This is a genomic window from Mycolicibacterium setense, assembly GCF_000805385.1.
GTDB lineage: Bacteria > Actinomycetota > Actinomycetes > Mycobacteriales > Mycobacteriaceae > Mycobacterium > Mycobacterium setense.
Map to the genome: position 1 here is coordinate 549,002 of NZ_JTJW01000005.1, position 25,918 is coordinate 574,919.

27 protein-coding genes and 1 riboswitch are annotated in these 25,918 nt (G+C 66.2%); of the genes, 15 read left to right on the forward strand and 12 right to left on the reverse strand.

Annotated elements, in window-relative coordinates; translation table 11 throughout:
• The first annotated feature begins 26 nt into the window (after window positions 1-26).
• Entirely contained in the window at window positions 27-818 is a 792-nt protein-coding gene (locus QQ25_RS08890) for an exodeoxyribonuclease III (RefSeq protein WP_039378655.1), read from the forward strand.
• Here QQ25_RS08890 and QQ25_RS08895 read toward each other — a convergent pair.
• Window positions 809-1,426, reverse strand: a complete 618-nt coding sequence (locus QQ25_RS08895) for a TIGR03086 family metal-binding protein (protein ID WP_039378277.1) — start codon at window positions 1,424-1,426, stop codon at window positions 809-811. The genes QQ25_RS08890 and QQ25_RS08895 overlap by 10 nt on opposite strands.
• 78 nt (window positions 1,427-1,504) lie before the next feature.
• Between QQ25_RS08895 and QQ25_RS08900 the strand changes: the two genes are divergently transcribed.
• The 3 genes from QQ25_RS08900 to yhjD are packed head-to-tail and all read left to right on the forward strand — an operon-like array spanning window position 1,505 to window position 3,977.
• A complete protein-coding gene (locus tag QQ25_RS08900) occupies window positions 1,505-1,900 on the forward strand; it encodes a MarR family winged helix-turn-helix transcriptional regulator (RefSeq protein WP_052235716.1) in 396 nt (131 codons plus the stop codon).
• Window positions 1,901-1,924: 24 nt separating this feature from the next.
• Complete coding sequence (gene trpS / locus QQ25_RS08905) at window positions 1,925-2,941, forward strand: tryptophan--tRNA ligase (RefSeq protein ID WP_039317277.1); 1,017 nt, start codon at window positions 1,925-1,927, stop codon at window positions 2,939-2,941.
• 19 nt (window positions 2,942-2,960) lie between these two features.
• On the forward strand, window positions 2,961-3,977 hold the full coding sequence (gene yhjD / locus QQ25_RS08910; RefSeq protein WP_039378280.1) for an inner membrane protein YhjD: 1,017 nt from the start codon (window positions 2,961-2,963) through the stop codon (window positions 3,975-3,977).
• Here yhjD and QQ25_RS08915 read toward each other — a convergent pair.
• Entirely contained in the window at window positions 3,974-4,291 is a 318-nt protein-coding gene (locus tag QQ25_RS08915) for a DMT family transporter (RefSeq protein WP_039378282.1), read from the reverse strand. The two genes, yhjD and QQ25_RS08915, sit on opposite strands and share 4 nt — an antisense overlap.
• Before the next feature lie 12 nt (window positions 4,292-4,303).
• Window positions 4,304-4,368: riboswitch (guanidine-III (ykkC-III) riboswitch) on the reverse strand.
• A 22-nt stretch (window positions 4,369-4,390) separates the two neighbouring features.
• On the opposite strand from QQ25_RS08915, the gene QQ25_RS08920 reads away from it, so the two are divergent.
• The gene (locus tag QQ25_RS08920) at window positions 4,391-5,251 is read left to right on the forward strand and encodes an NAD(P)H-dependent flavin oxidoreductase (RefSeq protein WP_082017464.1); all 861 of its coding nucleotides are present in this window, start codon (window positions 4,391-4,393) and stop codon (window positions 5,249-5,251) included.
• A 101-nt stretch (window positions 5,252-5,352) separates the two neighbouring features.
• Here QQ25_RS08920 and QQ25_RS08925 read toward each other — a convergent pair whose 3' ends face one another.
• The 7 genes from QQ25_RS08925 to QQ25_RS08955 form a co-directional block, all read right to left on the reverse strand.
• The gene (locus QQ25_RS08925) at window positions 5,353-6,603 is read right to left on the reverse strand and encodes a glycosyltransferase (RefSeq protein WP_039378285.1); all 1,251 of its coding nucleotides are present in this window, start codon (window positions 6,601-6,603) and stop codon (window positions 5,353-5,355) included.
• Entirely contained in the window at window positions 6,604-6,852 is a 249-nt protein-coding gene (locus tag QQ25_RS08930) for a F0F1 ATP synthase subunit C (protein ID WP_039378287.1), read from the reverse strand. It abuts the gene before it with no gap.
• Window positions 6,842-8,113, reverse strand: coding sequence for a glycosyltransferase (locus tag QQ25_RS08935; RefSeq protein ID WP_039378290.1), 1,272 nt, complete (start codon window positions 8,111-8,113; stop codon window positions 6,842-6,844). Before QQ25_RS08935 ends, QQ25_RS08930 begins: the two co-directional genes overlap by 11 nt.
• Entirely contained in the window at window positions 8,110-8,739 is a 630-nt protein-coding gene (locus QQ25_RS08940; RefSeq protein WP_039378292.1) for a TetR/AcrR family transcriptional regulator, read from the reverse strand. The genes QQ25_RS08935 and QQ25_RS08940 overlap by 4 nt, the downstream gene beginning before the upstream one ends.
• A 94-nt stretch (window positions 8,740-8,833) precedes the next feature.
• The gene (locus tag QQ25_RS08945) at window positions 8,834-10,048 is read right to left on the reverse strand and encodes a D-alanyl-D-alanine carboxypeptidase family protein (RefSeq protein ID WP_039378294.1); all 1,215 of its coding nucleotides are present in this window, start codon (window positions 10,046-10,048) and stop codon (window positions 8,834-8,836) included.
• A 299-nt stretch (window positions 10,049-10,347) separates the two neighbouring features.
• On the reverse strand, window positions 10,348-11,598 hold the full coding sequence (locus QQ25_RS08950; protein ID WP_039378297.1) for a hypothetical protein: 1,251 nt from the start codon (window positions 11,596-11,598) through the stop codon (window positions 10,348-10,350).
• A 365-nt stretch (window positions 11,599-11,963) separates the two neighbouring features.
• Complete coding sequence (locus QQ25_RS08955) at window positions 11,964-12,902, reverse strand: helix-turn-helix transcriptional regulator (RefSeq protein ID WP_039378299.1); 939 nt, start codon at window positions 12,900-12,902, stop codon at window positions 11,964-11,966.
• A 125-nt stretch (window positions 12,903-13,027) separates the two neighbouring features.
• Here QQ25_RS08955 and QQ25_RS08960 point away from each other — a divergent pair, with 125 nt between their 5' ends.
• The gene (locus QQ25_RS08960; RefSeq protein ID WP_039378656.1) at window positions 13,028-13,525 is read left to right on the forward strand and encodes a MarR family winged helix-turn-helix transcriptional regulator; all 498 of its coding nucleotides are present in this window, start codon (window positions 13,028-13,030) and stop codon (window positions 13,523-13,525) included.
• Here the strand turns inward: QQ25_RS08960 and QQ25_RS08965 are convergent.
• From QQ25_RS08965 to QQ25_RS08975, 3 genes are all read right to left on the reverse strand, one after another.
• A complete protein-coding gene (locus QQ25_RS08965) occupies window positions 13,522-14,520 on the reverse strand; it encodes an SMP-30/gluconolactonase/LRE family protein (RefSeq protein WP_039378657.1) in 999 nt (332 codons plus the stop codon). The two genes, QQ25_RS08960 and QQ25_RS08965, sit on opposite strands and share 4 nt — an antisense overlap.
• A 90-nt stretch (window positions 14,521-14,610) precedes the next feature.
• On the reverse strand, window positions 14,611-15,981 hold the full coding sequence (locus tag QQ25_RS08970; protein ID WP_039378301.1) for an aspartate aminotransferase family protein: 1,371 nt from the start codon (window positions 15,979-15,981) through the stop codon (window positions 14,611-14,613).
• Window positions 15,978-16,490, reverse strand: a complete 513-nt coding sequence (locus QQ25_RS08975) for an Lrp/AsnC family transcriptional regulator (RefSeq protein WP_039378303.1) — start codon at window positions 16,488-16,490, stop codon at window positions 15,978-15,980. The genes QQ25_RS08970 and QQ25_RS08975 overlap by 4 nt, the downstream gene beginning before the upstream one ends.
• Before the next feature lie 123 nt (window positions 16,491-16,613).
• Between QQ25_RS08975 and QQ25_RS08980 the strand changes: the two genes are divergently transcribed.
• From QQ25_RS08980 to QQ25_RS09020, 9 genes are all read left to right on the forward strand, one after another.
• Entirely contained in the window at window positions 16,614-18,101 is a 1,488-nt protein-coding gene (locus QQ25_RS08980; RefSeq protein WP_039378304.1) for a gamma-aminobutyraldehyde dehydrogenase, read from the forward strand.
• A gap of 27 nt (window positions 18,102-18,128) precedes the next feature.
• Entirely contained in the window at window positions 18,129-19,277 is a 1,149-nt protein-coding gene (locus QQ25_RS08985) for an FAD-dependent oxidoreductase (RefSeq protein ID WP_039378307.1), read from the forward strand.
• Between the two features lie 232 nt (window positions 19,278-19,509).
• A complete protein-coding gene (locus QQ25_RS08990; RefSeq protein WP_039317295.1) occupies window positions 19,510-20,100 on the forward strand; it encodes a type II toxin-antitoxin system RelB family anti-toxin in 591 nt (196 codons plus the stop codon).
• A 67-nt stretch (window positions 20,101-20,167) separates the two neighbouring features.
• The gene (locus QQ25_RS08995) at window positions 20,168-21,292 is read left to right on the forward strand and encodes an ABC transporter substrate-binding protein (protein WP_039378309.1); all 1,125 of its coding nucleotides are present in this window, start codon (window positions 20,168-20,170) and stop codon (window positions 21,290-21,292) included.
• Window positions 21,293-21,305: 13 nt separating this feature from the next.
• On the forward strand, window positions 21,306-22,193 hold the full coding sequence (locus tag QQ25_RS09000) for an ABC transporter permease (protein ID WP_039317299.1): 888 nt from the start codon (window positions 21,306-21,308) through the stop codon (window positions 22,191-22,193).
• Window positions 22,190-22,990: an ABC transporter permease gene (locus tag QQ25_RS09005; RefSeq protein ID WP_039378312.1), complete on the forward strand. Its 801-nt coding sequence runs from the start codon at window positions 22,190-22,192 to the stop codon at window positions 22,988-22,990. The genes QQ25_RS09000 and QQ25_RS09005 overlap by 4 nt, the downstream gene beginning before the upstream one ends.
• Entirely contained in the window at window positions 22,980-24,074 is a 1,095-nt protein-coding gene (locus QQ25_RS09010) for an ABC transporter ATP-binding protein (RefSeq protein WP_039317303.1), read from the forward strand. Before QQ25_RS09005 ends, QQ25_RS09010 begins: the two co-directional genes overlap by 11 nt.
• Window positions 24,075-24,103: 29 nt before the next feature.
• Window positions 24,104-25,522 carry an NAD(P)/FAD-dependent oxidoreductase gene (locus QQ25_RS09015; RefSeq protein WP_039378314.1) on the forward strand — a complete coding sequence of 473 codons (1,419 nt, stop codon included), beginning with the start codon at window positions 24,104-24,106 and terminating at the stop codon, window positions 25,520-25,522.
• A gap of 16 nt (window positions 25,523-25,538) precedes the next feature.
• Window positions 25,539-25,877, forward strand: a complete 339-nt coding sequence (locus tag QQ25_RS09020; protein WP_052235755.1) for a cupin domain-containing protein — start codon at window positions 25,539-25,541, stop codon at window positions 25,875-25,877.
• The last annotated feature ends 41 nt before the right edge of the window (window positions 25,878-25,918 follow it).

Sequence of the window (25,918 nt, forward strand, 5' to 3'; positions counted from 1 at the left end):
CTATGGACGTGAGCGCCGGAACATCGATGACTGTCAGCACCATCAACGTCAACGGCATCCGGGCCGCGGTCAAGCAGCGGTCCACCGACAACCTCGGCCTGTTGCCCTGGCTCAAGGAAACCGAGGCCGACGTGGTGTGTCTGCAGGAGACGCGCGCCGACGACGAGCAGCTCAACGATGCTTTGGCGCCGGCCCTGGCCGACGGCTGGAACCTGGCCTCGGCCGTCCCGCATGTCAAGGGGCGCAATGGGGTTGCGGTGCTGTCCCGACATCCCATCGAGGCGTCCCGGTTGCTGGTCTCCGACGAGTTCGAGGCGCACGGGCGTTACCTCGAAGTGGATACCGCAGGCGTCACGGTGGGCAGCGTGTACGTCCCGACCGGTGAGGCCGAAACGGACCGTCAGCTGGAGAAAGAGCGGTTCATGGCCGCCATCGCGGCGCGGATGGCCGAGCTGCATGCCCGCGACGCGGTGCTGTGTGGTGACTGGAACATCGCGCACACCGAGAACGACATCAAGAACTGGAAGGGCAACATCAAGATGGCCGGCTTCCTGCCCAGTGAACGGGCCTGGCTCACCGAATTGCTGGGCACGGGCTGGGTGGATGTGGTGCGGGGCTTGCACCCCGACGTGGCCGGGCCCTACAGCTGGTGGTCGTGGCGCGGCAAGGCTTTCGACAATGACGCGGGCTGGCGCATCGACTACCACCTCGCGAGCCCGTCACTGGCGGTCCGGGCCACGTCCGCGCGGGTGGACCGGGCGGAGCTGTATGCGCTGCGGTGGTCGGACCACTCACCGGTGACGGTTACCTACGGCTGATGCCAGTCCGGGCGGCGGCCCAGGTGGAGCAGGACCTTATCGAGATCTGTTGCCGCTGAACCGTTGACGGCCCGGCCGAACGGTGAGGACGAATCATCGCGGAAATCGCCGTCGGGGATCGCCATCACCAATGGCAGGACCGCGGCGACGACGTCGGACGGTAGTTCGTAGGCCACTCCGAGGCTGGCGGCGACATCCCAGCCGTGCACGACGTAATCGACGAAGTGGAATCCGATCGCCAGCGCGCCGGGGAACGCCGCATCCGGGCCGAATTCGGGTAATGCGAACGTCACCTCGGTGACGCCGTCGGCGGCGAAGGCGTCGAGCACGTCGTGGGCTGCCGCGGCATACGCACCGGCTGGGTCGGCGCGTACGGCGTCGGCCACCGTCTCGACTTTCCATGCCGCCTCGTCGGCGCCGTGTCCACGGGCGGCGGCGGCGAACCCGCGATGTTGCACGGTCATGTGTGCCAGTAGGTCGCCCAGCTCCCAGTCCGAGCAGGGGGTTGGGCGGTCCAGGTCGGATGTGCGGACAGCTTCGACGGCTGCGATGGAGCGGAGAACGGCGACGCGGTGCAAGGGGCGTAGGTCTGAATCAATTGTGTGCATGTGCTTACGATAGGCGCAAGCACATCATAATGCAACGCTTACGCTGATCAGGTGTCTCGACGCCCAGATCTGGCGGCCATGCTGGCCCCGCTGTTGCGTGAGCTGCTCGCGGCCGAGCAGCCGGTGCTGGACGCCCACGGCGTGACGATGTGGGGCTACGTCGTCCTGCTGACCCTCGACCGATCGTCGGTGCGCACTCAAGCGGCGCTGGCGGAGGCGATCGGCGCCGACAAGACCCGCATCATCCGCACCCTCGATGACCTGCAGCAGCAGGGTTTCATCGAGCGCGAGGCCGACCCCGACGATCGCCGTGTGCGGCTGCTGGCCATCACCGATGCGGGGCGCGAGGTCAAGGATGCGGTCCAGCGCGAGATCCAGCGCGGCGAGGAGCGGTGGCTGGGCGAGCTGTCTGCTGACGACCGGGCAGTGTTCCTGCGGGTGCTTCAGCAGCTGACCCGCGAAGAATCCGGATGACGTCAGTGCGAAAATCAGAAGATCATGAGTAGCGGAAGCAAACAGGTCGTATTCTCGGGCGCCCAGCCCACCTCTGACTCCCTGCACCTCGGCAACGCGCTGGGTGCCGTCACGCACTGGGCGCAGCTGCAGGACGGTTACGAGGCGTTCTTCTGCGTCGTCGACCAGCACGCCATCACCGTCCCGCAGGATCCGGAGACGCTGCGCCGGCGCACGCTGGTGACGGCCGCGCAGTACCTGGCGCTGGGCATCGACCCGACGCGCAGCACCGTGTTCGTCCAGAGCCATGTGCCCGAGCACAGCCAATTGGCTTGGGTGCTGGGATGTTTCACCGGCTTCGGCCAGGCATCGCGTATGACGCAGTTCAAGGACAAGTCGCAGAAGCAGGGCGCGGACGCCACCACCGTGGGCCTGTTCACCTACCCGGTGCTGATGGCCGCCGACGTGTTGCTCTATGACACCGATCTGGTTCCGGTCGGGGAGGATCAGCGTCAGCACCTGGAGCTGGCCCGCGACCTGGCGCAGCGCTTCAACGCCCGGTTCCCGGAGACCTTCGTGGTGCCCGAGGCGATGATCCCCAAGGCCACGGCCAAGATCTACGACCTGCAGGATCCGTCGGCGAAGATGAGCAAATCGGCAGCCAGTGACGCCGGCCTGATCAGCCTGCTCGACGATCCGAAGGCCACGGCCAAGAAGATCCGTTCCGCGGTGACCGACAGCGAGCGGGAGATCCGGTTCGATCCCGAGGCCAAGCCCGGCATCTCGAACCTGCTGACCATCCAGTCCGCGGTGACCGGCGCCGACATCGACAAGCTGGTCGAAGGCTATGCCGGCCGTGGCTACGGCGATCTCAAGAAGGAAACCGCCGAGGCCGTCGTGGAATTCGTCACGCCGATCAAGACGAGGGTGGACGAATTGCTCGCTGACCCGGCAGAACTCCAGTCGGTACTGGCTGCCGGCGCCAAACACGCCCGCGAGGTCGCGGGCAATACCCTCGCGCGGGTTTACGACAGGATAGGGTTTCTCCAGCAAACGCCATAGGTAACGGGGAGGGTTGGCGGTGGACGAGCCGGAGAAGCCGGGACTGCTGGCCCGGGCACGCGCACGCTTCCCCTGGTTCGACCACGTGATGCGGGCGCAGGACCGCTATACCGACTGCAACGGCAACTTCTACGCCGCCGGCATCACCTATTTCACGATCTTCGCGCTGTTTCCGCTGCTGATGGTCGGCTTTGCGGCCGGCGGTTTCCTGCTGTCACGACGACCCGATCTGCTCGAGGAAATCGAGCAGCGGATCCGTCAAGCGGTCTCGGGTGATCTCGGCCAGCAACTGATCACGCTGATGGACTCGGCCATCGCCTCCCGCGGCACCGTCGGCGTGATCGGACTGGCGACCGCGGCCTGGGCCGGCCTCGGCTGGATGGCGAACCTGCGCGAGGCTCTGAGTCAGATGTGGGAGCAGCACGCCGAGTCCAACTTCGTCGGCAACAAGCTGTCGGACCTTCTTGCCCTGGTGTCGGCGTTCCTCGCGATGGTGATCACCATCGCGCTGACGGCACTGGGGGACCCCGCGCTGATGCGGAAAGTGCTGCGATGGATCGGCTTCCACGATGGGGTCATCCTCGGCAGCGGGCTGCGCGTCATATCGATCGTCGTGTCGGTCTCGATCTCGTGGCTGTTGTTCAGCTGGATCATCTCCCGGTTGCCGCGCGAACCGGTGCCCTTCCGCCGGTCGATACGGGCCGGCCTCCTGGCCGCCGTGGGCTTCGAGATCTTCAAGCAGGTGGCGTCGATCTACCTGCAGTCCGTGCTGGGCGGCCCCGCCGGTGCGACGTTCGGCCCGGTGCTGGGCCTGATGGTGTTCGCCTACGTCACCGCGCGGCTGATCTTGTTCGCGACTGCCTGGGCGGCGACGTCCACAGAGAGCCTGGCCGAGGCGCCGGTGCCACCACCGAACCCCGCGCAGATCGTCACCAGGGTGCAGGTCCACGAGGGGATCGGGGTGTCCGGCGCTTTGGCCGCGGCCGCCATGGGAGCCATTGGCGCTCTCGGGCTTTCGCGGTTACTGCGGCGTTAGTGGCTGACGGCCTTCAGGCCGACGATGCAGCCGACGACGCCGAGCATGAGTACCACCTTGATCACCGAAGCGGATTCGGCGCCGGTGATCATCGCGTAGCCGACAGTGAGCACCGCGCCGATGCCCACCCATATCGCGTAGCTGGTGCCAGGGGGCAGGCTGCGCATCGCGATGGCCAGTCCGACCATCGAGAACGCAAGCGCCACGAAGAACACGACTGACGGAACCAGGCGGGTGAAGCCCTCGGTCTTGCTCAGGGCGGTCGCCCATACGGCTTCGAGGACACCTGAGAGGACGAGAATCAACCAGGCCATGGCACACCTCCAAACACCCCGTCTTTTCGCTGGCCGGGTACGGGTGCGCCTCGTCCGGTGCCATGTGTTGGCGATCCCTATTGTAACAACGACGTAACATTGCAGGCTGTGAGCTTGGCAACCACCTGGTCGCGGTCGATCGGCATCGATGTCCCCATCGTCAACGCGCCGATGGGCGGCGCGGCCGGAGGCCGGCTGGCATCCGCGGTCTCGGCCGCCGGCGGCCTGGGCATGGTCGGGATGGGCAGTTCGGCGACAGCCGAGCAGTTGACCGACCAACTGGCGCAACTCGATGCGCGGCGATTTGGAATCGGCCTGGTGCACTGGGTCGCCCAGGATCGGCCGGATCTGTTCGACGTCGCGCTGGCCGCCAGGCCTGCGTTGCTCAGCGTGAGTTTCGGGCAGGACTGGGATTGGGTGCGGCGGGCACACGATGCGGGCCTGACGGTGACGACCCAGGTGGCCACGGTCGATGCGGCCCGACGCGCGGTCGATGCCGGCGTCGATGTGCTGGTGGCACGCGGGGCCGAGGGCGGCGGTCACGGTGAGCCGACGATGGGCACGCTGCCGCTGCTGGCCGAGGTGCTCGACGCCGTCGACGTTCCCGTGCTCGCGGCCGGCGGAATCTCCTCGCCACGGTCGGTCGCTGCAGTGCTGGCCGCGGGGGCGGGCGCCGCCTGGGTCGGCACAGCCTTCGCCGCATGCGCCGAGGCGCTGACGCCGGTGCCCGCGCGCGACGCCCTGCTGGCCGCCGAGGGGGAGGCGACCGAGCTGACCACCGAATACGACGTCGCCGCCGGATATCGGTGGCCGGAGACCATCCCCGAGCGCGTGCTGCGCGGATCGCCGGTCAACGCGGGGCAGGGTGTGGGGCTGGTGCGCACGCCCGCCGGGGCGGCAGAAATCGTCCGATCGCTGTCGGAAGGGGCCGAGCAGCTACTCGGGCGCTGGCATGGGTGAGCCTGCCAACCCGCCGAGAGCGGCGGCGGATTGGCAGGACCGGGATGTATTTAACTTGAGCGGCAATTGTTTGTCAGTCGAACCCGCGAATTCGCTGAGTCTCAGCTGAGCAGCTTCTCAACGGCTGCGAGAACCCCGCCCGCACCGTCCTCGGCAGCGATGGCTGCGGCCGTCTTCGCCGCCTGGCCTCCGAAGCTGTTATCTGACAACACATCGCGTATCGCTTCACTGAGGTTGTCGGCGCTGAGTCGACGTTGCGGGATCGGCCGCGGGCTGACTCCGAGGTCGAACAGCCTTCGCGCCCAGAACGGTTGGTCGCCGTAGGGGCCTGGTGCCGCGATCGCCGGCACACCGGCACGTAGTCCGGCCGCGGCGGTGCCCGCACCGCAGTGGTGCACAACGGCCGCCGCCTGCGCGAACAGCCAGTCGTGGGGCACCTCGCCGACCGCGATCACGTCGTCCCCGCTGAAGTCGAGCCCTGCCCAGCCGGCCTGGATCACGGCACGCGCGCCCGCGCCCCGAACCGCCTGTGTGACAAGCGTGGACAGTCGTTGGGCCTCGGCGCGGCTGTTGACCGTGCTCCCGAAGCCGATGACGACCGGCGGCGGGCCGGTGTTGAGGAAGTCCACCAGCTCGGTGGGCCGCTGCCATCCGGTCGCACGCTCCGGCCACCAGTAACCGACGACATCGATACCCGGCCGCCAGTCGGCCGGCCGGGGCAGGACCGTGGCCGAGTAGCCGTACAGGATCGGCCACCCAGCATCGGTGCGCCGCTGTCGCAGCACCCGGGCCGGCGCCGAGGGGAGACCGAGTTGCGCGCGAAAGTGGTTGACTGCCCAGCCATACAGCCCGTCGATCGTGGCCGCACCGATCCTCGCGGCCGCCCTGTTCCCGAACCGCCCGGCGGACCAGGCTCCCAGCACGGCCGGTGGATAGTCGGCGGTTGCCGAGAAGGGCTGCAACCGAACGCCGATGCTGGGAACGGCGAGCGCGTCGGCCAGCGGATGGCCGGCCAGCTCCGCGAACGGTGACAGCAGCAGCGCATCGAGAGGTTCGTCACGGACGGCTGCCAGCACGCGATCGCCCAGCACCCGCATGCCACGCGGTGAGAGGAATGCCGCCATGGCCTTTGCGGCTTGGCGCGCCGATACGTCCGACAGATCGGATGAGGTGCCGTCGAGTTCGTCGGCCAGTCCGCGAAACTCCAGCCCGCATCCGGTGACGAGTTCGGCGAATGCCTGATACGCCACCACGATCACGCGATGCCCGGCTCGCTGCAATCGCGCACCGACCCCGGTCAGTGGTGCCACATCGCCGTGGCTGCCGATGGCGATGATCGCGATGGTCGCCATCTATCCGCCTGGGGTGGCGAAGACGAACAACGCCATGAACGCGATGTTGATGAAGAACGTCGCCTCCACGAGGCTCACCGTGATGAAAAACGGTGTGTACAAGCGCGCTTGGGCTTCCGGCTGGCGCGCCACACCGGCGATGAACTGCGAGCCGGCGAGCCCGTCGCCGATGCCGGCGCCGATCGCTCCGCCGGCCAGCACGATTGCCCCGGCCAACAGGGCGTTACCCATCAGTGCGTCACTGGCCATGGTGTACCTCCTGTGATCGATCGAGCAGTTCGGTGACGCGGTGCGTTGCCGACCCCGCTCCGTCCTCGCCGGCGAGCAGCGTCGAGAGCTGTTGAGCGCGCGCCCGATACGACGGATCGCCGCACACCTCGCGCAGGGCGGTGGCGAGTTCGGGGGCGGTCACTTTGGCGCGCGGAAGGGCGGCAGGTGCGGCGCCCAGGAGTCGCAGGCGCTTCGCCCAGAACGGTTGATCCATGATTCCGGTGACGGGTATCGACGGGACACCGGCCCGGAGCGTCGCTGCGGTGGTGCCCGCACCGCCGTGGTGCACGACGGCCGCGACCCGGGGAAACAGCCATGAGTGCGGAAGCTCGTCGACCATCAGAATGTCGTCACCGGCGCAGTGCAGCCCGGCCCAGCCGGTCTGCACGACCGCCCTCGCGCCGGTGGCACGCAGAGCTGAGCCGATGGTGTCGGACAGCTCGGGTCCCCGCGCCGTTGCGGTGCTGCCGAGACCGACGAACACCGGTGGCGGACCGGCCTGCAGAAAGTCGACCAGTTGCGCAGGCGGCGACCAGTTGTCGGGCTCCGACGGCCACCAATAGCCGGTGACCTGCAGGTGCGCCGGCCAGTCCGCGGGCCGCGGCACCACGTGCTCACTGAACCCGTGCAGGATGGGCCAGGTGGCTGCGCGTCTGCTTTGATACCCCGCCAACGTGGTCGGGCGCAGCCCGAGTTCGGTGCGTAGCTCGTTGATCAGCGCCAGGTGCGGCTTCTCGCCGAGCGCGCCCAACCGGCCGATGACGCGGTTGCCCCAGCGGCCGAGCGATCGCGCGCTGAGCACCGACGGCAGGAAGTCGCCGGTGGGTGCGGTCGGCTGTAGCAACACCCCTGCGCTGGGGATGCCGAGTCCTTCGGCGACGTGGTATCCGAGGAGCGCCGCCACGGACGGGAGCAGTAGCAGGTCAGCGTCTTTCGCTGCCTCGATCAGGCCACGGCCCAGCCGGCGCAGATCCTCGCGCATCTCGTCGAGCATCTCCCGGGACGGCCGCATCCTGGCGCCGTCGACGAACGCCTGCGCGACCGGTGAGGCTTTGGTCGCGCGTTCGGTATCCCCGGGCAGTGAGCGGAATTCAATTCCGCAGCCGGACACCAGTTCCCGGTACGGCTCCTGGGCGGCGACGGCGACGCGATAACCCTGCTGGGCGAGCTTCTGCGCCAGACCCGTGTACGGGGCGACGTCCCCGCGGGTACCGAAGGCCGCGATGACGATGGTGGTCACGGTGCGGTGGCCTTCTCGAAGATGTCGACGAGCACTTCGCCGTGGGCGACGACGTCGTAACCGGGGTCGCGGGCGTACTCCTGTGCTGCGCTGTCCAGCGCACCACGCAGGATGTTCTTCATGAACAGCGGTGAGAGTTCCCGGAACTCACCGCCTTCCACCCCGGCGGCGAAGATGCTCTGCGGGTCGAGAGCGGCCAGGTCTCCGGTCGGCGGATTCTCCTGGACGGCCTTGGCCGCGGCCTGGTCGACCCGCAATCCGTCCGCGTCGCGGTATCCGGAGATGAGCTCGAGCATCGCCACGGCCGCCGACCGGTTGGCTGCGACGAACGCGATGTTGGCTCGGATGTAGGCGGACAGCTTTGCCGCCGCGGTGGTTTCGGCGTTGACCGCCGGGACGATCACCGCGGCGCCACGGGTGAAGATTTCCGTGAAGACCGCCTCGACCACTTCTGACTTGTTGGTGAAGTGATACAACACAGCGCTTTTCGCGATGCCGATGTGTTCGGCGATGCGCGCCAGCGACGCCTGTGGATAGCCCTGTTCGGCGATCACCTCCAGGGCGCCCTCAACAATCTGCCGACGGCGAGCCTGTTCGGTAAACGTCTTCGTTCGCTCTGACCGCATGGTCTGAGATTAGACCGATCGGTCAGAAATCGGCAAGGCGGTAGCCCTGAGCCGGCGCATACCGGCTGGTTGGAGGCCTATCGGGAGGTGTCGATCAGCGAGCGGGCCGGCGATTCAGCGACCGCGCACCCATGATCAACAGGAAAACGATCACGGCACCGACGACGGCCACACCGACCCGCACCGGCAGTGAATCGGCCGGCGGCAGCACCGACGCCGCCTGGGCCGCGGTCGGCTCGTCGGCCTTGGGCGTGATCAATGACGGATCGGGGTCGACGAGGGTTCCGACTTTGGTTCCCGGTGGGGTGGCGAACCCGTAGTCGAGCAGGTGCGCCGCCTGCTCCCACGGAGCGATCGGCACTCGCGTGCCCTTCATCAGGATGGCGACCAGGCGCCGGCCGTCGCGGTTGGCGGCACCGACGAAGGTCTGGCCCGCGTCATCGGTGTATCCGGTCTTGCCGCCCATCGCGCCCGGATAGTTGTAGAGCAGCTTGTTGTCGTTCTCCACCGGATAGGACGGATTGCCGTCGCGCCCGGGGAAGTCGTAGGTCTGGGTGGCCACGATGTCGGCGAATGCCGGGTTCTGCCAGGCGTATCGGTAGAACAGCCCGATGTCGTACGCCGAAGTGCTCATACCGGGGCCGTCCAGGCCCGATGGGGTGGCGGCGCGGGTGTCGCGGCCGCCGAGCTTGCCCGCCAAGATGTTCAGCTTCTGCAGTGCGGGGTCCATCCCGCCCAGCTGGACCGCGAGTGCGTGCGCGGCGTCGTTGCCGGAGTGCATCAGCAGACCGTGCAGCAGGTCGTTGATCGTGTAGCGGCCACCGGGGCCGACTCCGACGCGCGTGCCCTCGGAGTTGGCGTCGTCCTGGGTGCCCGCGACCAACTTGTTGAGGTTCAGTTCGTTGAGTGCGGCGGTGGCCACGAGCACCTTGATGATGCTGGCAGGGCGGTGGCGCCCGTGCGGGTCCTTGGCGGCGATGATGTCACCGGTGTCCAGGTCGGCGACCAACCAGGCCTCGGCCGAGACATCATTGGGCAGCGGCGGGGTATTCGCCGCGGTGATCACGCCGCAACCCGAAAGCGCCTCACCACCAATCGTCTTGGTGGGCACAGGTAGCGGGCCGGGGGCGACCTCGCCGGGCTTGGGTGCTTCGGAGGCGTCGACGGCCGGCGGGGTTGTCACCTTGTAGGGGCACTCGGGTGCCGGGTCGGCATTGGCCACACCGGCCGTCATCAGGGGTGCCGTCACCATCGCCAGTGCCGCGAACGCTGACACGGCGCGCTGGGTAGTCCTCCGCAAGGTCGCCATCGTGTCCGAAGGTTAGGCGATTGTCGCCCGATTTCCGGTTTGCCACGCTGTGACGTGTGTGGTTTGTGTGACAAATGGGAATCCTCCGATTCGCCCTGGTGAGACAGCGGTGACGATTGAGCGGCGCCAGAACGTGGCTTGAGAAGACATTCGGGCCCCACCGGAGGATGGGGCCCGAATGCTTGCCGGTTACCCGGCGTCCCCCGACCCAGTGGTGGTTCGCCACCGCTTGAGTTGCTCGCGGATTAGACCTAGGTGACGCCGTTCAATCGAATGGGGTTACCGATGCCCCGAGCACCTCAGTCCTCGCTGCCGGTGTTGTCTTTCTTGTCGGACGAGGTGGCACCGCCGTTGGCGGCCTTGGCCTTCTTGGCGGAGCGCGTGCCGGTGTTGTTAGCCCCTTCCTTCTTGCGGACCTTCGAGAAGCTGTCGGTGAACTTCTTGACGGACTTCTCAATGCCGTTGGTCAGCTTCTTGACCCCGTCGCCGGCCTGATCGGCGGCATCGTGCAGGGATGCCCTGACGCGCTTGGCTGGAAGGGATACTGCCGTGTCGGACTTGGTCGCGGTATCCGCCGGAACATCCTTGGCTGCAGGTGAACTGGCGCTGACCAAGGCCGTGGCGTCGTGCTCGGTCTGAATGCCTGGCTCAGGTGAATTGTCGAGTGGAGAATCCAACGTAGCCGGTGCTGGATCTGACGCCGGCGCGGTCTCGAGAGTGGTCACTGGACTGTTCGTGGTGGGAAGCTCGCGTGCAGGTGCTGCCGCGATGGCCATAGAATCGGTTGCTGTCGTCGCGGGAGGGGTGATCGCTGCCGCGATCGCCCGGGGGATATGGACAAGCAACGCACTGCCGAGGCTCCAGGAAGTCTTCGTGACAGAGTCGAGGCTGAGAAGTCCGGCCGTTCGGATAACGGAACCATTGGGCCGCACCACTGCCTGGCCGTTAAGTAGGCAGTCGGTGAAGAACGCGGGGGCATTGACGATTGTGCTGAGCGCTGTCACGGGGTCGCCGGCTTCTGTGGCGTCGACAAGTGCCTGCCCGAACGTTGCGGCGGCCCCAACCATCGTGTTTGCGAGGTTGAGCAAACCAAAAGCCGGCTTCCCGATGATGCCGGTGTCAGCCCCCTGTGCTGCCATCGTCTCGAGCATATTCGCAACGTTCTGCGCGATTTCATAAGGAAGGCTCAGGAGTGGAAGCATCCCAACTGCGGCTATTCCTAAGTCGGTGACCGCAAACTTGATCACTTGCGCCGCGGCCAGCAGATCGCCCTGGGCGAGTGCGTTCAAAGCTTCCGGGAGTCGCCGCCCAATACTCTCCTCGGCCCATTGGTAAAGACCATCGGCGGCGGACGACAGTGCCGTGCCGATCGCGTTCGCGTATCGTGCCTGGTTTTCGATTACCTGGTTCAAGACAGGGAATGGGTTTTCCGACGCGACATCGACAAGCTTGGCTACATTGCCTTGCGTTGTCGCGAACACGTTGCCCCAGTATGTGATCGGGTCGACGAAGGAAGCGGACGCCGAGAGTGTGACCGGCGCGGTGTACATATGGGTAGACGTCGTCGCGGGTGGTGGCGCAAGCGGTGACACGGCGATGACGCCAGCCCCCACGAGTGCTACACCGGCCGTCGTGAATGGCCGTAACGCCAATTGCATCGATGGATCCTTCCTGGAAGGGGATTTAACGACCAGAAAAGTAGCGGAACGAGAGGCTCTAGGTCGCGATGTCGGAGAAATTTCAATTCAAATCGCGACGCACGTCTGTGTGCTCATATGCCTTCTGAACTGGAGATATTGTCCTGCTAGCGCCGCTTCAGCAACGCGCACAGACTTTCAAGATTCAAATATGGCGCGACGGGAGCCTTGCTATAAGCCAGAACTGCAACCCGTTCCAGTCCGGGATTCGTGCTAGATCAACGCGAGCCGCGCATCCGGGTCTGCGACGGCAGTTCACCGAACAGACTGCGGTATCGGGACGACATGCGACCGAGCTCGCTGATTCCCCACCGGTTGGATACGTCGGCGATCGTGGACCCTGGATCGCTGCCGGCGAGCAGGTCCGCCCGGATGCGATGCAGGCGCATCCGCGCGATGTAGGACTGCGGTGACTCGCCGAGTGTCTCGTGGAACGATCGGGCGAGGGTGCGGCGGGAGATCCCGGCGAGCCGTGCGAGGCCTTCGATGTCGAGACGTTTGTCGAGGTTCCGGTCGATGTATGCCCGGGTCACCTCGACGATTCTCTGACGTTGCCGCAGCGTGAAAGCGGGCAGCGGCGCCGGCTGCCGGGCGAAGTGACCGATGAATGCCGCGACGATGTCGGCCAGTGCCGCTGAGCCTAGCTGCGCGTGGTCGCCACCCCGGTGCACCCGAGCCAGGTGCGCCGAGATGGCGGCGAGATGTGCCTGCGCCAGAGGTTGGGGATGGATACCGGTGCGCCGGAAAGCGTTGGGGGAGAGGCTGAGTCCATGGCGTTCGGCTTCGCTTTCAAGGGTTTCCTCGCGCAGGGTGACGACGGCGTAGAGCGAGTCGACGTCGTGAAAGGCCTCGTGCTCATCGCCAGGGCGAAACATCGTGACGATGCCCGAGTCGATTTCCCGCAACAGCAGCCGGTTCCTGGGTGGAATCCGCAGGCCGACGGCGATGGAGACGCCATCGGCAGACAACGGGCCACGGATCTGTACCCGGCTGTCGAAGCGGCCGGAACTGAACGCGATTCCGCCGTCGGCGGCATGAATCAGACTGCCGCGCGGCGGTTCACGCGACATCTGGAACGCGCTCAGCCCGGCATCGTTGACCGCATTGCGCAGGTCCTCGAGTTGGGTGATCCGGGTCCGGACCAACGGCACGTCCATGGATCGGCAGTGTAGGACGCAACCGGGCTGTCCCATTCTGCATAGACCGATATTTCTTGCTGGGCTGTGATCTTCCCAGCGGTCGCCGGGGCGGCGGCCCCGCGGCGAAGGAGCAGTTCGAGTCGATGCTGGCAGTTGAATCCCCAAACTCCCGAGGAGTACCGAATGCCAGTGATGAAGAATGGCGGCACTGGGGCAACTTCGGTCAGTCCGCTGAGTTGCTCTACCGGGAGATCAACGCCGCTCTCGTCGCCAGACACAGTCTCGCGGTTCCCGACGTGCATCTACTCAATCTCCTCAATGAGAACGCGCGCCGACGTGTGCGGATGGGCACTCTGGCCGATGCGCTGGTTCTCGCGCCGAGCCGGCTGACGTGGCAGGTCCGTCGGCTGGAGGAGCAAGGTCTGGTCCGCAGATTCCGCAGCCGCGAAGACGGGCGAGGCGTCGTCGTGGGGATTACCCGGCACGGTCAGGAGCGCCTGCGGCCGGCGTTGCGCACCTACGCCATGCTGGTGCGACAGTTCTACCTCGCACCGCTGAATCGGGACCAGATGACCGCATTGGGAGACAGCGCCCGACGTGTCAGCCATGCCTTGAAGAAGGGCGGCGCCGCAACGCACTAAGTCAGGGCGGCGAGTTCGGTGTGGGCGAGTGCCGGGAAGGCGATCGTCGACATCCACAGCTTGCCCGCGGATTCGACCAACCCGGTGACGGTGCCGAAGTCGGGACGTGTCATCTGCACGCCCGCGACCACGTCCCCGGAGTCGGCGTCGAACGCCAGGACCCATACCTGCGGCCGGATCTGGGGTTGGAGCCGGTCGGGCAAATGCCACAGGACTTTTCGGATCACCGGCGCCCGGGGTGCGAGCCATTCGGCCGCGGCGTTCGGCGGGGATACCATCGCGACCCAGATCCGGCCGTCGGAACCGGTGGAGATGTTGTCCGGGTACCCCGGCAGGTGGACCGCCAGCGGCGTCACGGTGCCGGCCTGCGGCCCGCTCAGCCAGTACTTCGACAGCCGCCGGCCCTGGGTCTCGGCGAACACCAACGCTGATTCGTCAGCGGTGACGGTCACGCCGTTGGCGAAATACAGGCCGTCTCGCAGCGTGGTGACGGACCCATCGACACCCAGCCGGAACAGTCCGCCCCGCCCGCGGGCTTCCATGATGGCTCCGGAGAAATGCTCGAACTGGAAGTGGCTGGTCGACTCGGTGAAATAGATTGTGCCGTCTGATGTTTCGGTGACATTCGAGCAGAACTTCAGCTTCCTGCCATTCACCGACTCGACCAGCGTCGTTATCGTGCCGGTGGCCGGGTCCAGTGCCAGCAGCCCGCGGAGGCTGTCGCAGATCAGGACCCTTCCGTCGCGAGCGACGTGCATGCCGAGCGGGCGTCCACCCGTATCGGCGACGACCGTGGCGGCGCCGTCGGGGGAGACGCGCACGATTCGCCCGTCCACCAGTCCGGTCCACAGCTGTCCGGCCGCGTCTGCGACGACGTCCTCGGGTCCATCCCCGGGCATCGGAACGATGGTCAGCTCGGCCGGCCCGAAGTCGGGCAGCGGGTCGATGGGAGGTGGCGTCCAACGGACCGGATCGATGGGTGGCTTGCGTGGCATCCGGTCATTCTCGTACCGAGGCTGCGGTGAGACCGCCATTTCGCGACGAAGCGCGATCTCACCGCAGGCTCGAGCGAATTCAGGCGAGAGTTAGAGCAGCTTTCCGGCTTCGGAGAGCACGCCGTGCAGGACCTCGTAGATCGCGTCGAACTCGGCCTGCCCGCTGATCAGCGGCGGGGCCAGCTGGATCACTGGGTCGCCACGGTCGTCGGCGCGGCAGTACAAGCCGGCTTCCCACAGGGCGGGGGTCAGGAACCCGCGCAGCAGCCGCTCGGACTCTTCGTCGTTGAACGTCTCCTTGGTGGCCTTGTCCTTGACCAGCTCGATTCCGTAGAAGAAGCCCTCACCGCGGACATCGCCGACGATCGGCAGGTCGTACAGCTTCTCCAAGGTGGCCCGGAACGCCCGAGCGGCTTCCTTGACGTGGGCGTTGATGCCCTCGCGCTCGAAGATGTCGAGGTTGGCCATCGCCACCGCGGCCGAAACCGGGTGTCCGCCAAAGGTGTAGCCGTGCCCGAACACCGTCTTGCCGTCGTTGAACGGCTCGAACAGCCGGTCGCTGGCCACCATCGCGCCCAGCGGTGAGTAGCCCGACGTCAGGCCCTTGGCGCTGGTGATGATGTCCGGCACGTAGCCGAAATCGTCGCAGGCGAACATCGAACCGATGCGGCCGTACGCGCATATCACCTCGTCGGACACCAGAAGTACGTCGTACTCGTCGCAGATCTCGCGGACTCGTTCGAAGTATCCGGGCGGCGGCGGGAAGCAGCCGCCGGCGTTCTGCACGGGCTCGAGGAACACGGCGGCCACGGTGTCGGGACCCTCGAACTCGATGGCCTCGGCGATACGGTCGGCGCAGTAGCGGCCGAAAACCTTTTCGTCGTGCGCGTATTCGGCAGGCGCCCGGTAGAAGTTGGTGTTCGGTGCCCGGAAGCCGCCGGGGGTCAGCGGCTCGAACGGAGCCTTGAACGCCGGGATTCCGGTGATCGCCAACGCGCCCTGCGGCGTGCCGTGGTAGGCGATGGCACGCGAAACCACCTTGTGCTTACCGGGTTTTCCGGTCAGCTTGAAATACTGCTTGGCCAGTTTCCATGCGCTCTCGACGGCCTCGCCGCCGCCGGTGGTGAAGAAGACCCGGTTCAGGTCACCCGGTGCGTAGTTGGCGACGCGCTCGGCCAGTTCGATGGCCGGCGGGGTGGCGTAGGACCACAGCGGGAAGAAGGACAGCTTCTCGGCCTGCTTGGCCGCGGCCTCGGCCAGTTCCTTGCGGCCGTGGCCGACCTGGACGACAAAGAGGCCGGACAGGCCGTCGATGTAGCTCTTGCCCTTGTCGTCGAAGATGTGGACGCCCTCGCCGCGGGTGATGATCGGCGGGGTGATGCCCTCCCCGTGGCGGGCGAAGTGCCCCCACAGGTGGCGGTTGGCTTTGGCTCCTAGATCGGACTTTTCGGTGACGCTCATCGAGTTCCCCAATTGTATTGCTGTTTGACGAGTTTCAGGTAGACGAGGGTTTCGGTGGTTATCACTCCCGGCAATGAGCGGATCTGGGTGTTGAGAAGTTCCAGCAAGCTGTCGTCGTCCTCGCAGACCACTTCGCAGATGGCGTCGAAGGACCCGGCCGTCAGTACGACGTAGTCCACGGCCTCGATGGCGGACAGTTTCTCCGCCAACTTCAGGGTGTCGCCGGTGCAGCGGATGCCGATCATCGCCTGCCGGGCGAACCCGAGTTGCAGCGGATCGGTCACCGCGACGATCTGCATGACGCCCGCGTCGACCATGCGCTGCACGCGCTGGCGTACCGCGGCCTCGGACAGGCCGACGGCCTTACCGATTCCGGCATACGAACGGCGGCCGTCGGCTTGCAGTTTCTCGATGATCGCCTTCGACAGGTCGTCGAGTTGAAAGGCGGTGCGAGAATTGTTCACACGCAGCGAGACGGCCTGAAGGTCGGGACCATCAGGGTCGGTCATGCACCGATTGTGCACGGAATCCGTCGTTTAGGGCAACCGAATCGATGAAATCCCTCGTTCAAACCGGGTCTCAGCGCGGGATTGCGTAGAGATCGGGTGACCCATCGGTTACCGTGGGGCTCCATGAGTGTGGCAGTGAATGTGACGAGCAGCTGGATCAACGGTGCACCGGTGGCGACCACCGGGCCCACCCATCAGATCATCGACCCCGCGACCGGACGACCTGTCGCCGACTACGCCCTGGCCACTCCGGCCGACGTGGACAATGCCGTCGATGCTGCCCGCAAAGCGTTCCCCGCATGGTCGACCGCAACGCCGGCCGAGCGGTCGGCCGTACTGGCCAAGCTGGCCAAACTCGCCGACGAGCATGCCGATCAGCTGATCGCCGAGGAGGTGAGCCAGACCGGCAAGCCGGTACGGCTGGCGACCGAATTCGATGTGCCCGGCAGTGTCGACAACATCGACTTCTTCGCGGGTGCGGCCCGCCACCTGGAGGGCAAGGCGACGGCCGAGTACTCCGGGGACCACACCTCAAGCATCCGGCGTGAAGCCGTCGGCGTGGTCGCCACCATCACGCCGTGGAACTACCCCCTGCAGATGGCGGTGTGGAAGGCAATCCCGGCGTTGGCCGCCGGCTGTTCCGTCGTCATCAAGCCCGCCGAGATCACCCCGCTGACCACCCTGACATTGGCCCGGCTGGCCACCGAAGCAGGCCTACCCGACGGCGTGTTCAACGTCGTCACCGGCGGTGGCGCCGATGTCGGTTCTGCCCTGGCAGGGCACCGCGACGTCGATGTCGTCACCTTCACCGGATCCACCCCGGTCGGCCGCAAGGTGATGGCCGCGGCCGCGGTTCACGGCCACCGCACCCAGCTCGAGCTGGGTGGTAAGGCGCCGTTCGTGGTGTTCGACGACGCTGACCTGGACGCCGCCATCCAGGGCGCGGTGGCCGGCGCCCTGATCAACACCGGCCAGGACTGCACCGCGGCCACCAGGGCGATCGTCGCCCGGGACCTGTACGACGACTTCGTGGCCGGCGTGGCCGAGGTGATGAGCAAGATCGTCGTCGGCGACCCGCACGATCCCGACACCGACCTCGGTCCGCTGATCTCGTTCGCGCACCGCGACAAGGTGGCGGCCATGGTGGCCCGCGCGCCCGGACAAGGCGGCCGCATCGTCACCGGCGGCGTCGCGCCCGATCTTCCCGGAGCGTTCTACCGGCCCACCCTGATCGCCGATGTCGCCGAAACCTCCGAGGTGTACCGCGACGAGATCTTCGGTCCGGTGCTGACAGTGCGGGCGTTCACCGACGACGACGACGCGATCCGGCAGGCCAACGACACCGACTACGGCCTGGCCGCCTCGGCCTGGACCCGCGACGTGTACCGCGCGCAGCGGGCCTCCCGCGAGATCCACGCCGGGTGTGTGTGGGTCAACGACCACATCCCGATCATCAGCGAGATGCCGCACGGCGGTGTCGGCGCCTCGGGCTTCGGCAAGGACATGAGCGATTACTCGTTCGAGGAATACCTCACCATCAAACATGTGATGAGCGATATCACCGGTGTGGCCGAAAAAGACTGGCACCGAACGATTTTCACCAAGCGCTGAGCTCGGCCCGGAGTTTCTACCGTGACCATGAACTGTGTGGTGATCGGCGCGGGCGCCTGGGGTCTGCCCGCCGCGGCCGAGTTGGCGCGACGCGGGCACCGGGTGACGCTCATCGACCGCTACGGACCTCTCAACGCCCTGTCCTCGTCGGCCGGGTCGACCCGGTTGTGGCGGCTCGCCGACCCGGACCCGCTGCGGGTGCGGTTGGCGCAACGCGGTGTCGACGCGATGCGCCGCCTCACCGAGCGGGCGGGGTCGCCGGTCTTCCTCACCCGTGGCCTGCTGTGGCGTGACGACGTCTCACTGCCGGCGGTGGCTTCGACCCTGGACGCACTCGACATCGCGTACACGGGCGTCGCTGCGGGCGACGTGGACCGCTTCTTTCCTGGTCTTCGCAGCGACGGACGTGAGGCGCTCTGGCAGCCGGAGGCAGGCGTCGTACTTGCCGCCGCATCGCTGCGGGCTCAGTTGAAGATCTTTCAGAGTTACCCCGGCGCAACGCTTCTCGTCCGGGACGTGGCTCAGGTCGAGCGGGCCTCCCACGGGGTTCGGGTGGTACTCGCCGAAGGTGACACGCTCGACGTCGACGTCGCGGTGATCGCGGCCGGTCCGGGTGCGCGCGCCCTGCTGGCGCCGCTCGGTCTCGATGTCCCGCTACACCCCTACCTGGAGCAGGTGGTGTACTTCGGAGATCCGGCCGATCCCGGTGCGGCCGACGGATTTCCGTGTCTGTTCGACGGACCGCGTGCAGATCGTCCCGGCATCTATGCGATGCCATCGCCGGGCGCCGGTTACAAGATCGGCTTGGATTCCCCGCTGCGGGATTACCGGGCCGGCGATATCGACCGGACGCCCGACGATACCCGAACCGGCGTGCTCCGCGACCGGGTGCGGGCCGACATGCCCTCGGTGGTTCCGACCGTGCTCCATGCCCAGGTATGCAGTTGGACCGACTCTCCCGATGGCAGTTTCGTCGTCGACCGCCTCGATGGCGGGATCGTCGTCGCGTGCGGCGACTCGGGGGAGGGCTTCAAGTACTCCGCGCTGATGGGTGAAGTGCTCGCCGATCTGGCGGAGGGGCACACACCGGACGCCGACGTGGCCGCCTGGTCGCCGGCGCGTTTCGCGGCGGGCATCCCGGTGCGCAGCGGCCCGAACGTGCTCGGCAGGCACTGAAGCACCCTGTCTACGAAATCAGTCGTAGATGCCGGTTTTGACCACGGTAAACGTTGCACTTGATGCCAATCGACATCGAAAACATACCGATGTGACTCATCCCACAACATGTTGAAAATGTGATCGAAGCCTTGCGAAGCCCGTCTGAGCAGACATAGAGTTCGGCGTGAGCGAACAAAGTGTTCGCTGATCAGAATCTTCTTGCTCTTTAAAGGCGAACGGATATTTCGATATGAGTGCGACTGTCGAGCCCGATCCCGCTGAGACGGCAGACACCGTGGTCGGCGGCAGGATCCGGCAGTTTCGGGGCGCCCGGAAGATGTCGCTGCGGCAGTTGGCCGACCGGGCCGGAATTTCCGCGGGCTTTCTCAGTCAGGTGGAGCGCGGGCAGGTCAACGCGAGCGTCGGGACGTTGCGCCGCCTGGCGCAGGCGCTGGGCATCTCGCTGCCCGACCTGTTCACCGACGACGAGGTGTCCGACGTCCGCATCCTCCGCAAGGCCGCGCGTCCGACCATCGAGGTGTCCGAGTTGAGCACCAAATACCTTCTGTCGCAGAAGCCGCTGCGCAATCTCGAGGTGTACGCGGGTGAACTCTCGCCAGGGTCGAGCGCAGGCGAGGCCTATGTGCACGGGGACGCCCAGGAGATCCTGATCGTCATCGCCGGAACCCCGACGCTGGAACTCGACGGCGAGCGCTACGTGCTCGAAGCGGGAGACAGCGCGGAATACCGCACTTCTATGCCGCACACCGTCCACAACTTGAGTGACGCGCCAGTTGAACTCATCTGGATCGTCAGCCCCCCGACCGACTGGCCGACCTGACGGTCCAAGAGCCGCGAAACCCCTTTTGTCCCAGATCATCCGCTCCAGATCCCAAGGAGAGATCCCCATGAACATGTCACCTGTCGCCCGCAGTGTGCCCGCCTTGATCGCCGCCGGCGTTCTGCTCGCCACGGCATGTACGCCTGCCGGCCCCGGTCAATCGGGCGACGTCGATCTCGGCAGCGGGCCGCCGCAGGCCGGCACGGTCAAGGAGGGGGCGCTCAAGGGCACCACCATGACGTTCGTCTCGTACGGCGGCATCTTCCAGGATGGCCAGGCCAAGGCGGCGATCGAGCCGTTCGCCGCGCAATCCGGGGCAAAGATGTTGCAGGACGGCCCTACTGAGAATTCCAAGATCAAGGCGCAGGTCGACTCCAAGAACGTGACGTGGGACGTCGTCGACAGCACCAACGTGTTCACGGCCAAGAACTGCGGCACGCTCTTCATGCCGCTCGATACCAGCATCGTCGATATCAGCAAGCTACCGGCGGGCACCAAGACCGACGACTGTTCGGTTCCCGCAATGGGTTACGGCCTCATCGTGGTGTACAACACCGAGAAGTACGGGGCGAACCCGCCGAAGACCTGGGCCGATTTCTACGACACGGCGAAGTTCCCCGGCAAGCGGGCCATCGAAGGTGTTCCGGGTGAGCTCGATCCCGGTGTCCCCGAAGGTGCGCTCCTGGCCGACGGTGTCGCGCCCGAGGCGATCTACCCGATCGATCTCGACCGCGCACTCAAGAAGATGGACAGCATCCGCAAGGACACGATCTTCTGGACCACCGGTGCCCAGTCTCAGCAACTCATCGAGTCCGGACAGGTCGACATGGCCCTGGTGTGGAGCGGTCGCGCGTACTCGGCGGTCAAGAACGGCGCGCCGTTCGCTCCGATGTGGAACCAGTGGATGCCGGAAGCCGACACGATCGCCGTGCCCATCGGTGCCAGGAACCCCAAGGCCTCCATGGCATTCATCAACTTCTACCTGGGCGCGGAGCAGCAGGCCAAGCTTGCCGAACTGACGTCGTACAGCCCCATCAACGTCGACGCCAAGCCGCAACTCGATGATCTCGCCGGGTCATACCTGACCACCACGCCGGAGCGGGAAAAGGACAAGTTCCCCCTCGATCTGAAGTACTGGGCCGAACACCAGGAAGAGATCGCTTCCAAGTACACGGCCTGGCTCGCGGGCTAGGAGGTTTCTTCGCATGTCGATGGTCGATGTTCTGGCGGGCGGTGCGCCACCGCAGACGCAGGCAACCCCCGCCACCTCCCGCCGGAGACTGGGCGACATCGGTTTGTTGCTGCCGTCGATCCTGCTCGTGGTCGGCGTCTTCGGACTGCCGCTGGCCATCATGTTGTGGCAGGCGTTCAGCGATCCGGAACTCGGCTTCGGCAATTTCGCCTGGTACCTGGGGGATTCCGTTCAGCGCAGCGTTCTGTTGCGCACGTTCACCACCGGCCTCGAGGTCACCGTCATCTGCCTGGTCCTCGGTTATCCGTACGCCTACGCGATGGTCGCGTTCGGACCGGCGGTGCGGGTCGCGCTGACACTGATCGTTCTGGTTCCGTTCTGGACCAGCCTGATGGTGCGCACGTTCGCGTGGGTGATCCTGCTGGAGGACGGCGGACCGATACAGACCCTACTGTCGTTCGTCGGGTTGGGTGGTGTGCCGTTGCTCCGGACCAACTTGGGCGTGGTCATCGGCATGAGCCAGATCCTTTTGCCGTTCATGGTTTTGCCCCTGTATGCGGTGATGTCGGGTATCGACCGGAGGCTCGTGCTCGCATCGTCGAGTCTCGGTGCGCGGCCGGTCATCTCGTTCGCCAGGATCTGGGTTCCGTTGTCACTGCCAGGCGTGGGTGCCGGTTGCCTGATGGTCTTCATCAGCAGCCTCGGTTTCTACGTCACGCCCGCTCTGCTCGGTGCTCCGGATGACGCACTGATCAGTCAGCAGATCTACGTGCAGGTCACCAGCCTGCTGGCCTGGGGTAAGGGAGGAGCGATGGGCGTGGTCCTGCTGCTCGTCACGTTCTTGGTGCTCGCTGCGCTGTTGTACCTGCTGCGCCGAAACCGGAAGGAGCGCACGGCATGACACGGCACGCAAAGACGTTCTGGACCGTTCTGCTCGGATTGTTCTGCGCCGCGGTCGGATTGTGGCTGGTCGCACCGTCGCTGATCGTGGTGCCGTTGAGCTTCACCGATCGACCGTCGTTCGCGTTCCCGCCGAGCGGATGGTCGACGCGGTGGTACCAAACGTTCTTCGAAGACCCCGCATGGATCTCGGCGCTCAAGGCAAGCCTGGAAGTCGGCATTCTGGTGGCCGTCTTCGCCACCTTGTTCGGCACTGCCGCCGCGGTGGCGCTGAGCCGTACCGGACTGGCCGGGCGGCAGGGGATCCGGGCATTCCTGATGGCTCCCATGGTGGTTCCGGTGATCGTTGTCGCCGTCGGCCTCTATGCGTTGTTTCTGAGGCTGAACCTGCTCGGCACCTTGTTCGGGTTCGTCGTCGCCCACACCATGCTGGCGCTGCCGTTCGTCATCGTGCCCGTGATGGCCAGCCTGCAAGGATTCGACCGGCGCCTGGAGGATGCCGCCGCGATCTGCGGTGCCGGCCGCTGGACCACGTTCCGCACCGTGACACTCCCGTTGGTGGCACCAGGGGTGCTCTCGGGTGCACTCTTCGCATTCGCGACGAGTTTCGACGAGGTCGTCCTGTCGCTGTTCATCCAAAACCCTTATCTGCAGACGCTTCCGGTGAAGATGTACGCCTCGGTCACGCGTGACACCGATCCCACGATCGCTGCGGCCGCCACTCTCATCCTCGCCCTCACGACGCTTTTGACCGTCGTTGCGGGCATCTATTCGCGCAGGAGGAACCGTGTCCACTGACAACACTCCGCACGGTGCGTCGATCACCTTGCGGGGCCTGACCAAGACCTACGGGTCGGAAAAGGCCGTCGACGCCATCGACCTCGATGCGCGGCCGGGTGAGTTCCTCACCCTGCTCGGCCCCAGCGGCTCGGGTAAGACGACGACGCTGAACATGATCGCCGGATTCACCGACGTCACCGAGGGCGAACTACTGATCGACGGCCGGCCGGTTGCCGACCTGCCGCCACACCGCCGCAACATCGGCATGGTGTTCCAGCACTACGCGCTGTTCCCGCACATGACGGTGATCGACAATGTCGAATACCCGCTGCGCCAACGCAAGATGCCCAAGGACCAACGCCGCGAGAAGGTGGCCGCTGCGCTGCGGACGGTCGGTCTCGACGGCTACGGCAAGCGGATGCCCAAGGAACTGTCCGGAGGCCAGCAGCAGCGTGTCGCCTTCGCCAGGGCCATGGTCTACGAACCGCGGGTGCTGCTCATGGACGAGCCGCTCGGCGCGCTGGACAAGAAGCTGCGCGACTCGCTGCAACTTGAGATCAAGCGTATTCACGGCGAACTCGGCACCACGTTCGTCTACGTCACCCACGACCAGGACGAAGCACTGGTGCTGTCGGACCGCATCGCGGTGTTCAACAAGGCACGCATCGAACAGATCGGTTCGCCCACAGATCTTTACGAGCACCCCAAGAGCATCTTCGTGGCGCGGTTCCTCGGCGAGTCGTCGCTGTTCTACGGAAAGCTCGAAGACGGGCGAGCCGTGAACGCCCATGGCCGCCGAATCGTGGCGGGTCGGGGCGAGGCGGCGCGCGGCGACTCGGTAGCCGTCGTCGTGCGGCCGGAACGCCTCCGCATCCTCACCGGTGAGGCCGAGCCCGACGTCGTCAACGCGGTGCCGGGCACCGTGGTTCAGGAGATCTACCTCGGCAACTCGCGCAAGGTCGAGGTCAGCCTTGCCGATGGCACCACCGCGCTGGTCCGCGAAAGCGCGGACAGCATCACGTCGGCCAAAGCGGGGCAGCAGGTTTGGCTGACCTTCGATCCCGATGTCGCCACCATCCTGCCCGCCGACACGTCCAACTGATCATCAGCTACGAGCACAGGAGAACCAAGATGTCCCCCGACGGTCGGACCACCAGCGGTCTCGCCAATGACTTCGTGAACGGCAGCGTGTCGTTCTGGTACCGCCAGGCGGGTTGGCCGGAATCGAGGCCGGCACTGCCGGGTTCCCGCGAAGCCGACGTATGCATCGTCGGCGCGGGCCTGACCGGCTTGTGGGCCGCGTACTACCTCAAGAAGGAACAGCCCGACCTTCGAATCGTCATGTTGGAGAAGGAGTTCGCCGGTTTCGGGGCATCGGGCCGCAACGGTGGGTGGCTGTCGGCCGAACTCGCCGGATCGCGCGACGCCTACGCCTCGACACACGGCCACGACGGCGTCGTCGCTCTCATGCGGGCCATGCGAGGCGCGGTCGACGAGGTCATCGGTGTCGCGAACTCCGAAGGTATCGATGCTGACATCGTCAAGGACGGTGTACTGCATGTGGCACGCAACCAGGCTCAGATGGGCAGGCTCCGCGAATCCCTGGACTACGAGCGGGATTGGGGCGCGACGGACGACGACTTCGTGGTGCTCACCGGAGACGAATCGAATGCCCGCATCCGGGTCGATAACGCCATGGGTGCACTGTTCACTCCACACTGCGCACGGGTGCAGCCGGCCAAGCTGGTCGGTGGTCTGGCCCGTGTGGTGGAGGGCATGGGCGTGGCCATCTATGAACAGACCGAGGTGACCGACATCAAGGCTGGCCGCGCGATCACGGCCCGAGGCGACGTGCGGGCGCCCGTGATCCTGCGATGCCTTGAGGGCTTCACCGCGACCATGCCGGGGCAACGCCGGGCGTGGCTGCCGATGAACTCCTCCATGGTGGTGACCGAACCGCTTCCCGATTCGGTGCTGGAACAGGTCGGTTGGAAGGGCGCCGAACTGCTCGGCGACTATGCGCACGGCTACATGTACGCCCAGCGCACTGCCGACAACCGAATCGCCCTGGGCGGCAGGGGTATTCCGTACCGGTACGGTTCGGCGCTCGATCATCGCGGGGCCACCCAGCAGTGGACCATCGACGCCCTCGGCGCCCTGGTTCGCGACATGTTCCCGGCCACCCGCGATGTGCCGATCGAGCATGCCTGGTGCGGTGTACTCGGGGTTCCGCGCGACTGGACCGCCACCGTCGATTTCGACCGGGCCAGCGGGCTGGGCACGGCGGGCGGTTATGTGGGCAGTGGCTTGACCACCACCAACCTGGCCGGGCACACACTCGCCGATCTCGTGCTGAAGCGTGACACCGCGCTCACCCGATTGCCGTGGGTGGGTCGCCGGGTGCGCAAGTGGGAACCGGAGCCGCTGCGGTGGCTCGGCGTCCAGGCGATGTACGCGCTGTACCGCACCGCTGACCGGCGCGAGTCCACCCGTGGCCTGTCCGGCACGAGTGGACTGGCCCGGCTGGCCAACAAGATCACAGGGCGCTGACGCGATGGAGACAAGTGTGAAGCTACTTCAGATTGACGCCGGCACGGCCGAACTGCCCGAGCCGCAACCGAAACCGACGAGCCTCAGCGGCCAGTTGGAGTCCTCCGTCTCGGTCTGGGCCGATACGGTGACCGACACCGGCGTGTGGGAGTGCGGCCCTGGCGAGTTCACCGCGGACCGATCGGGCGCGACCGAGGTGTGCCACATCATCTCGGGCTCCGGCCGGGTGGTCGGGGAGGACGGAACCGCCGCCGACATCGGGCCCGGCTCTCTACTGGTCCTGCCCCGAGGATGGCGGGGGACCTGGCTGATCAAGGAGACGGTCCGCAAGACTTACGTCATGGTGGGTGCCTGAGGGCGCGCACGGTCGTAGGCCGGTCCGCCCTAAACTGGGGC

Coding starts and splice junctions, on each gene's coding strand:
- QQ25_RS08900 (WP_052235716.1), top strand. CDS start 1,505: ATGCTGGCCCCGCTGTTGCGTGAGCTGCTCGCGGCCGAGCAGCCGGTG.
- QQ25_RS08945 (WP_039378294.1), bottom strand. CDS start 10,048: ATGGCGACCTTGCGGAGGACTACCCAGCGCGCCGTGTCAGCGTTCGCG.
- QQ25_RS08890 (WP_039378655.1), top strand. CDS start 27: ATGACTGTCAGCACCATCAACGTCAACGGCATCCGGGCCGCGGTCAAG.
- trpS (WP_039317277.1), top strand. CDS start 1,925: ATGAGTAGCGGAAGCAAACAGGTCGTATTCTCGGGCGCCCAGCCCACC.
- QQ25_RS09015 (WP_039378314.1), top strand. CDS start 24,104: ATGTCCCCCGACGGTCGGACCACCAGCGGTCTCGCCAATGACTTCGTG.
- QQ25_RS08950 (WP_039378297.1), bottom strand. CDS start 11,598: ATGTACACCGCGCCGGTCACACTCTCGGCGTCCGCTTCCTTCGTCGAC.
- QQ25_RS08990 (WP_039317295.1), top strand. CDS start 19,510: ATGAGTGCGACTGTCGAGCCCGATCCCGCTGAGACGGCAGACACCGTG.
- QQ25_RS08955 (WP_039378299.1), bottom strand. CDS start 12,902: ATGGACGTGCCGTTGGTCCGGACCCGGATCACCCAACTCGAGGACCTG.
- QQ25_RS08895 (WP_039378277.1), bottom strand. CDS start 1,426: ATGCACACAATTGATTCAGACCTACGCCCCTTGCACCGCGTCGCCGTT.
- QQ25_RS09000 (WP_039317299.1), top strand. CDS start 21,306: ATGTCGATGGTCGATGTTCTGGCGGGCGGTGCGCCACCGCAGACGCAG.
- QQ25_RS08980 (WP_039378304.1), top strand. CDS start 16,614: ATGAGTGTGGCAGTGAATGTGACGAGCAGCTGGATCAACGGTGCACCG.
- QQ25_RS09005 (WP_039378312.1), top strand. CDS start 22,190: ATGACACGGCACGCAAAGACGTTCTGGACCGTTCTGCTCGGATTGTTC.
- QQ25_RS08960 (WP_039378656.1), top strand. CDS start 13,028: ATGCTGGCAGTTGAATCCCCAAACTCCCGAGGAGTACCGAATGCCAGT.
- QQ25_RS08925 (WP_039378285.1), bottom strand. CDS start 6,603: ATGGCGACCATCGCGATCATCGCCATCGGCAGCCACGGCGATGTGGCA.
- QQ25_RS08975 (WP_039378303.1), bottom strand. CDS start 16,490: ATGACCGACCCTGATGGTCCCGACCTTCAGGCCGTCTCGCTGCGTGTG.
- QQ25_RS08965 (WP_039378657.1), bottom strand. CDS start 14,520: ATGCCACGCAAGCCACCCATCGATCCGGTCCGTTGGACGCCACCTCCC.
- QQ25_RS08995 (WP_039378309.1), top strand. CDS start 20,168: ATGAACATGTCACCTGTCGCCCGCAGTGTGCCCGCCTTGATCGCCGCC.
- QQ25_RS08915 (WP_039378282.1), bottom strand. CDS start 4,291: ATGGCCTGGTTGATTCTCGTCCTCTCAGGTGTCCTCGAAGCCGTATGG.
- QQ25_RS08940 (WP_039378292.1), bottom strand. CDS start 8,739: ATGCGGTCAGAGCGAACGAAGACGTTTACCGAACAGGCTCGCCGTCGG.
- QQ25_RS08970 (WP_039378301.1), bottom strand. CDS start 15,981: ATGAGCGTCACCGAAAAGTCCGATCTAGGAGCCAAAGCCAACCGCCAC.
- QQ25_RS08985 (WP_039378307.1), top strand. CDS start 18,129: ATGAACTGTGTGGTGATCGGCGCGGGCGCCTGGGGTCTGCCCGCCGCG.
- QQ25_RS08930 (WP_039378287.1), bottom strand. CDS start 6,852: ATGGCCAGTGACGCACTGATGGGTAACGCCCTGTTGGCCGGGGCAATC.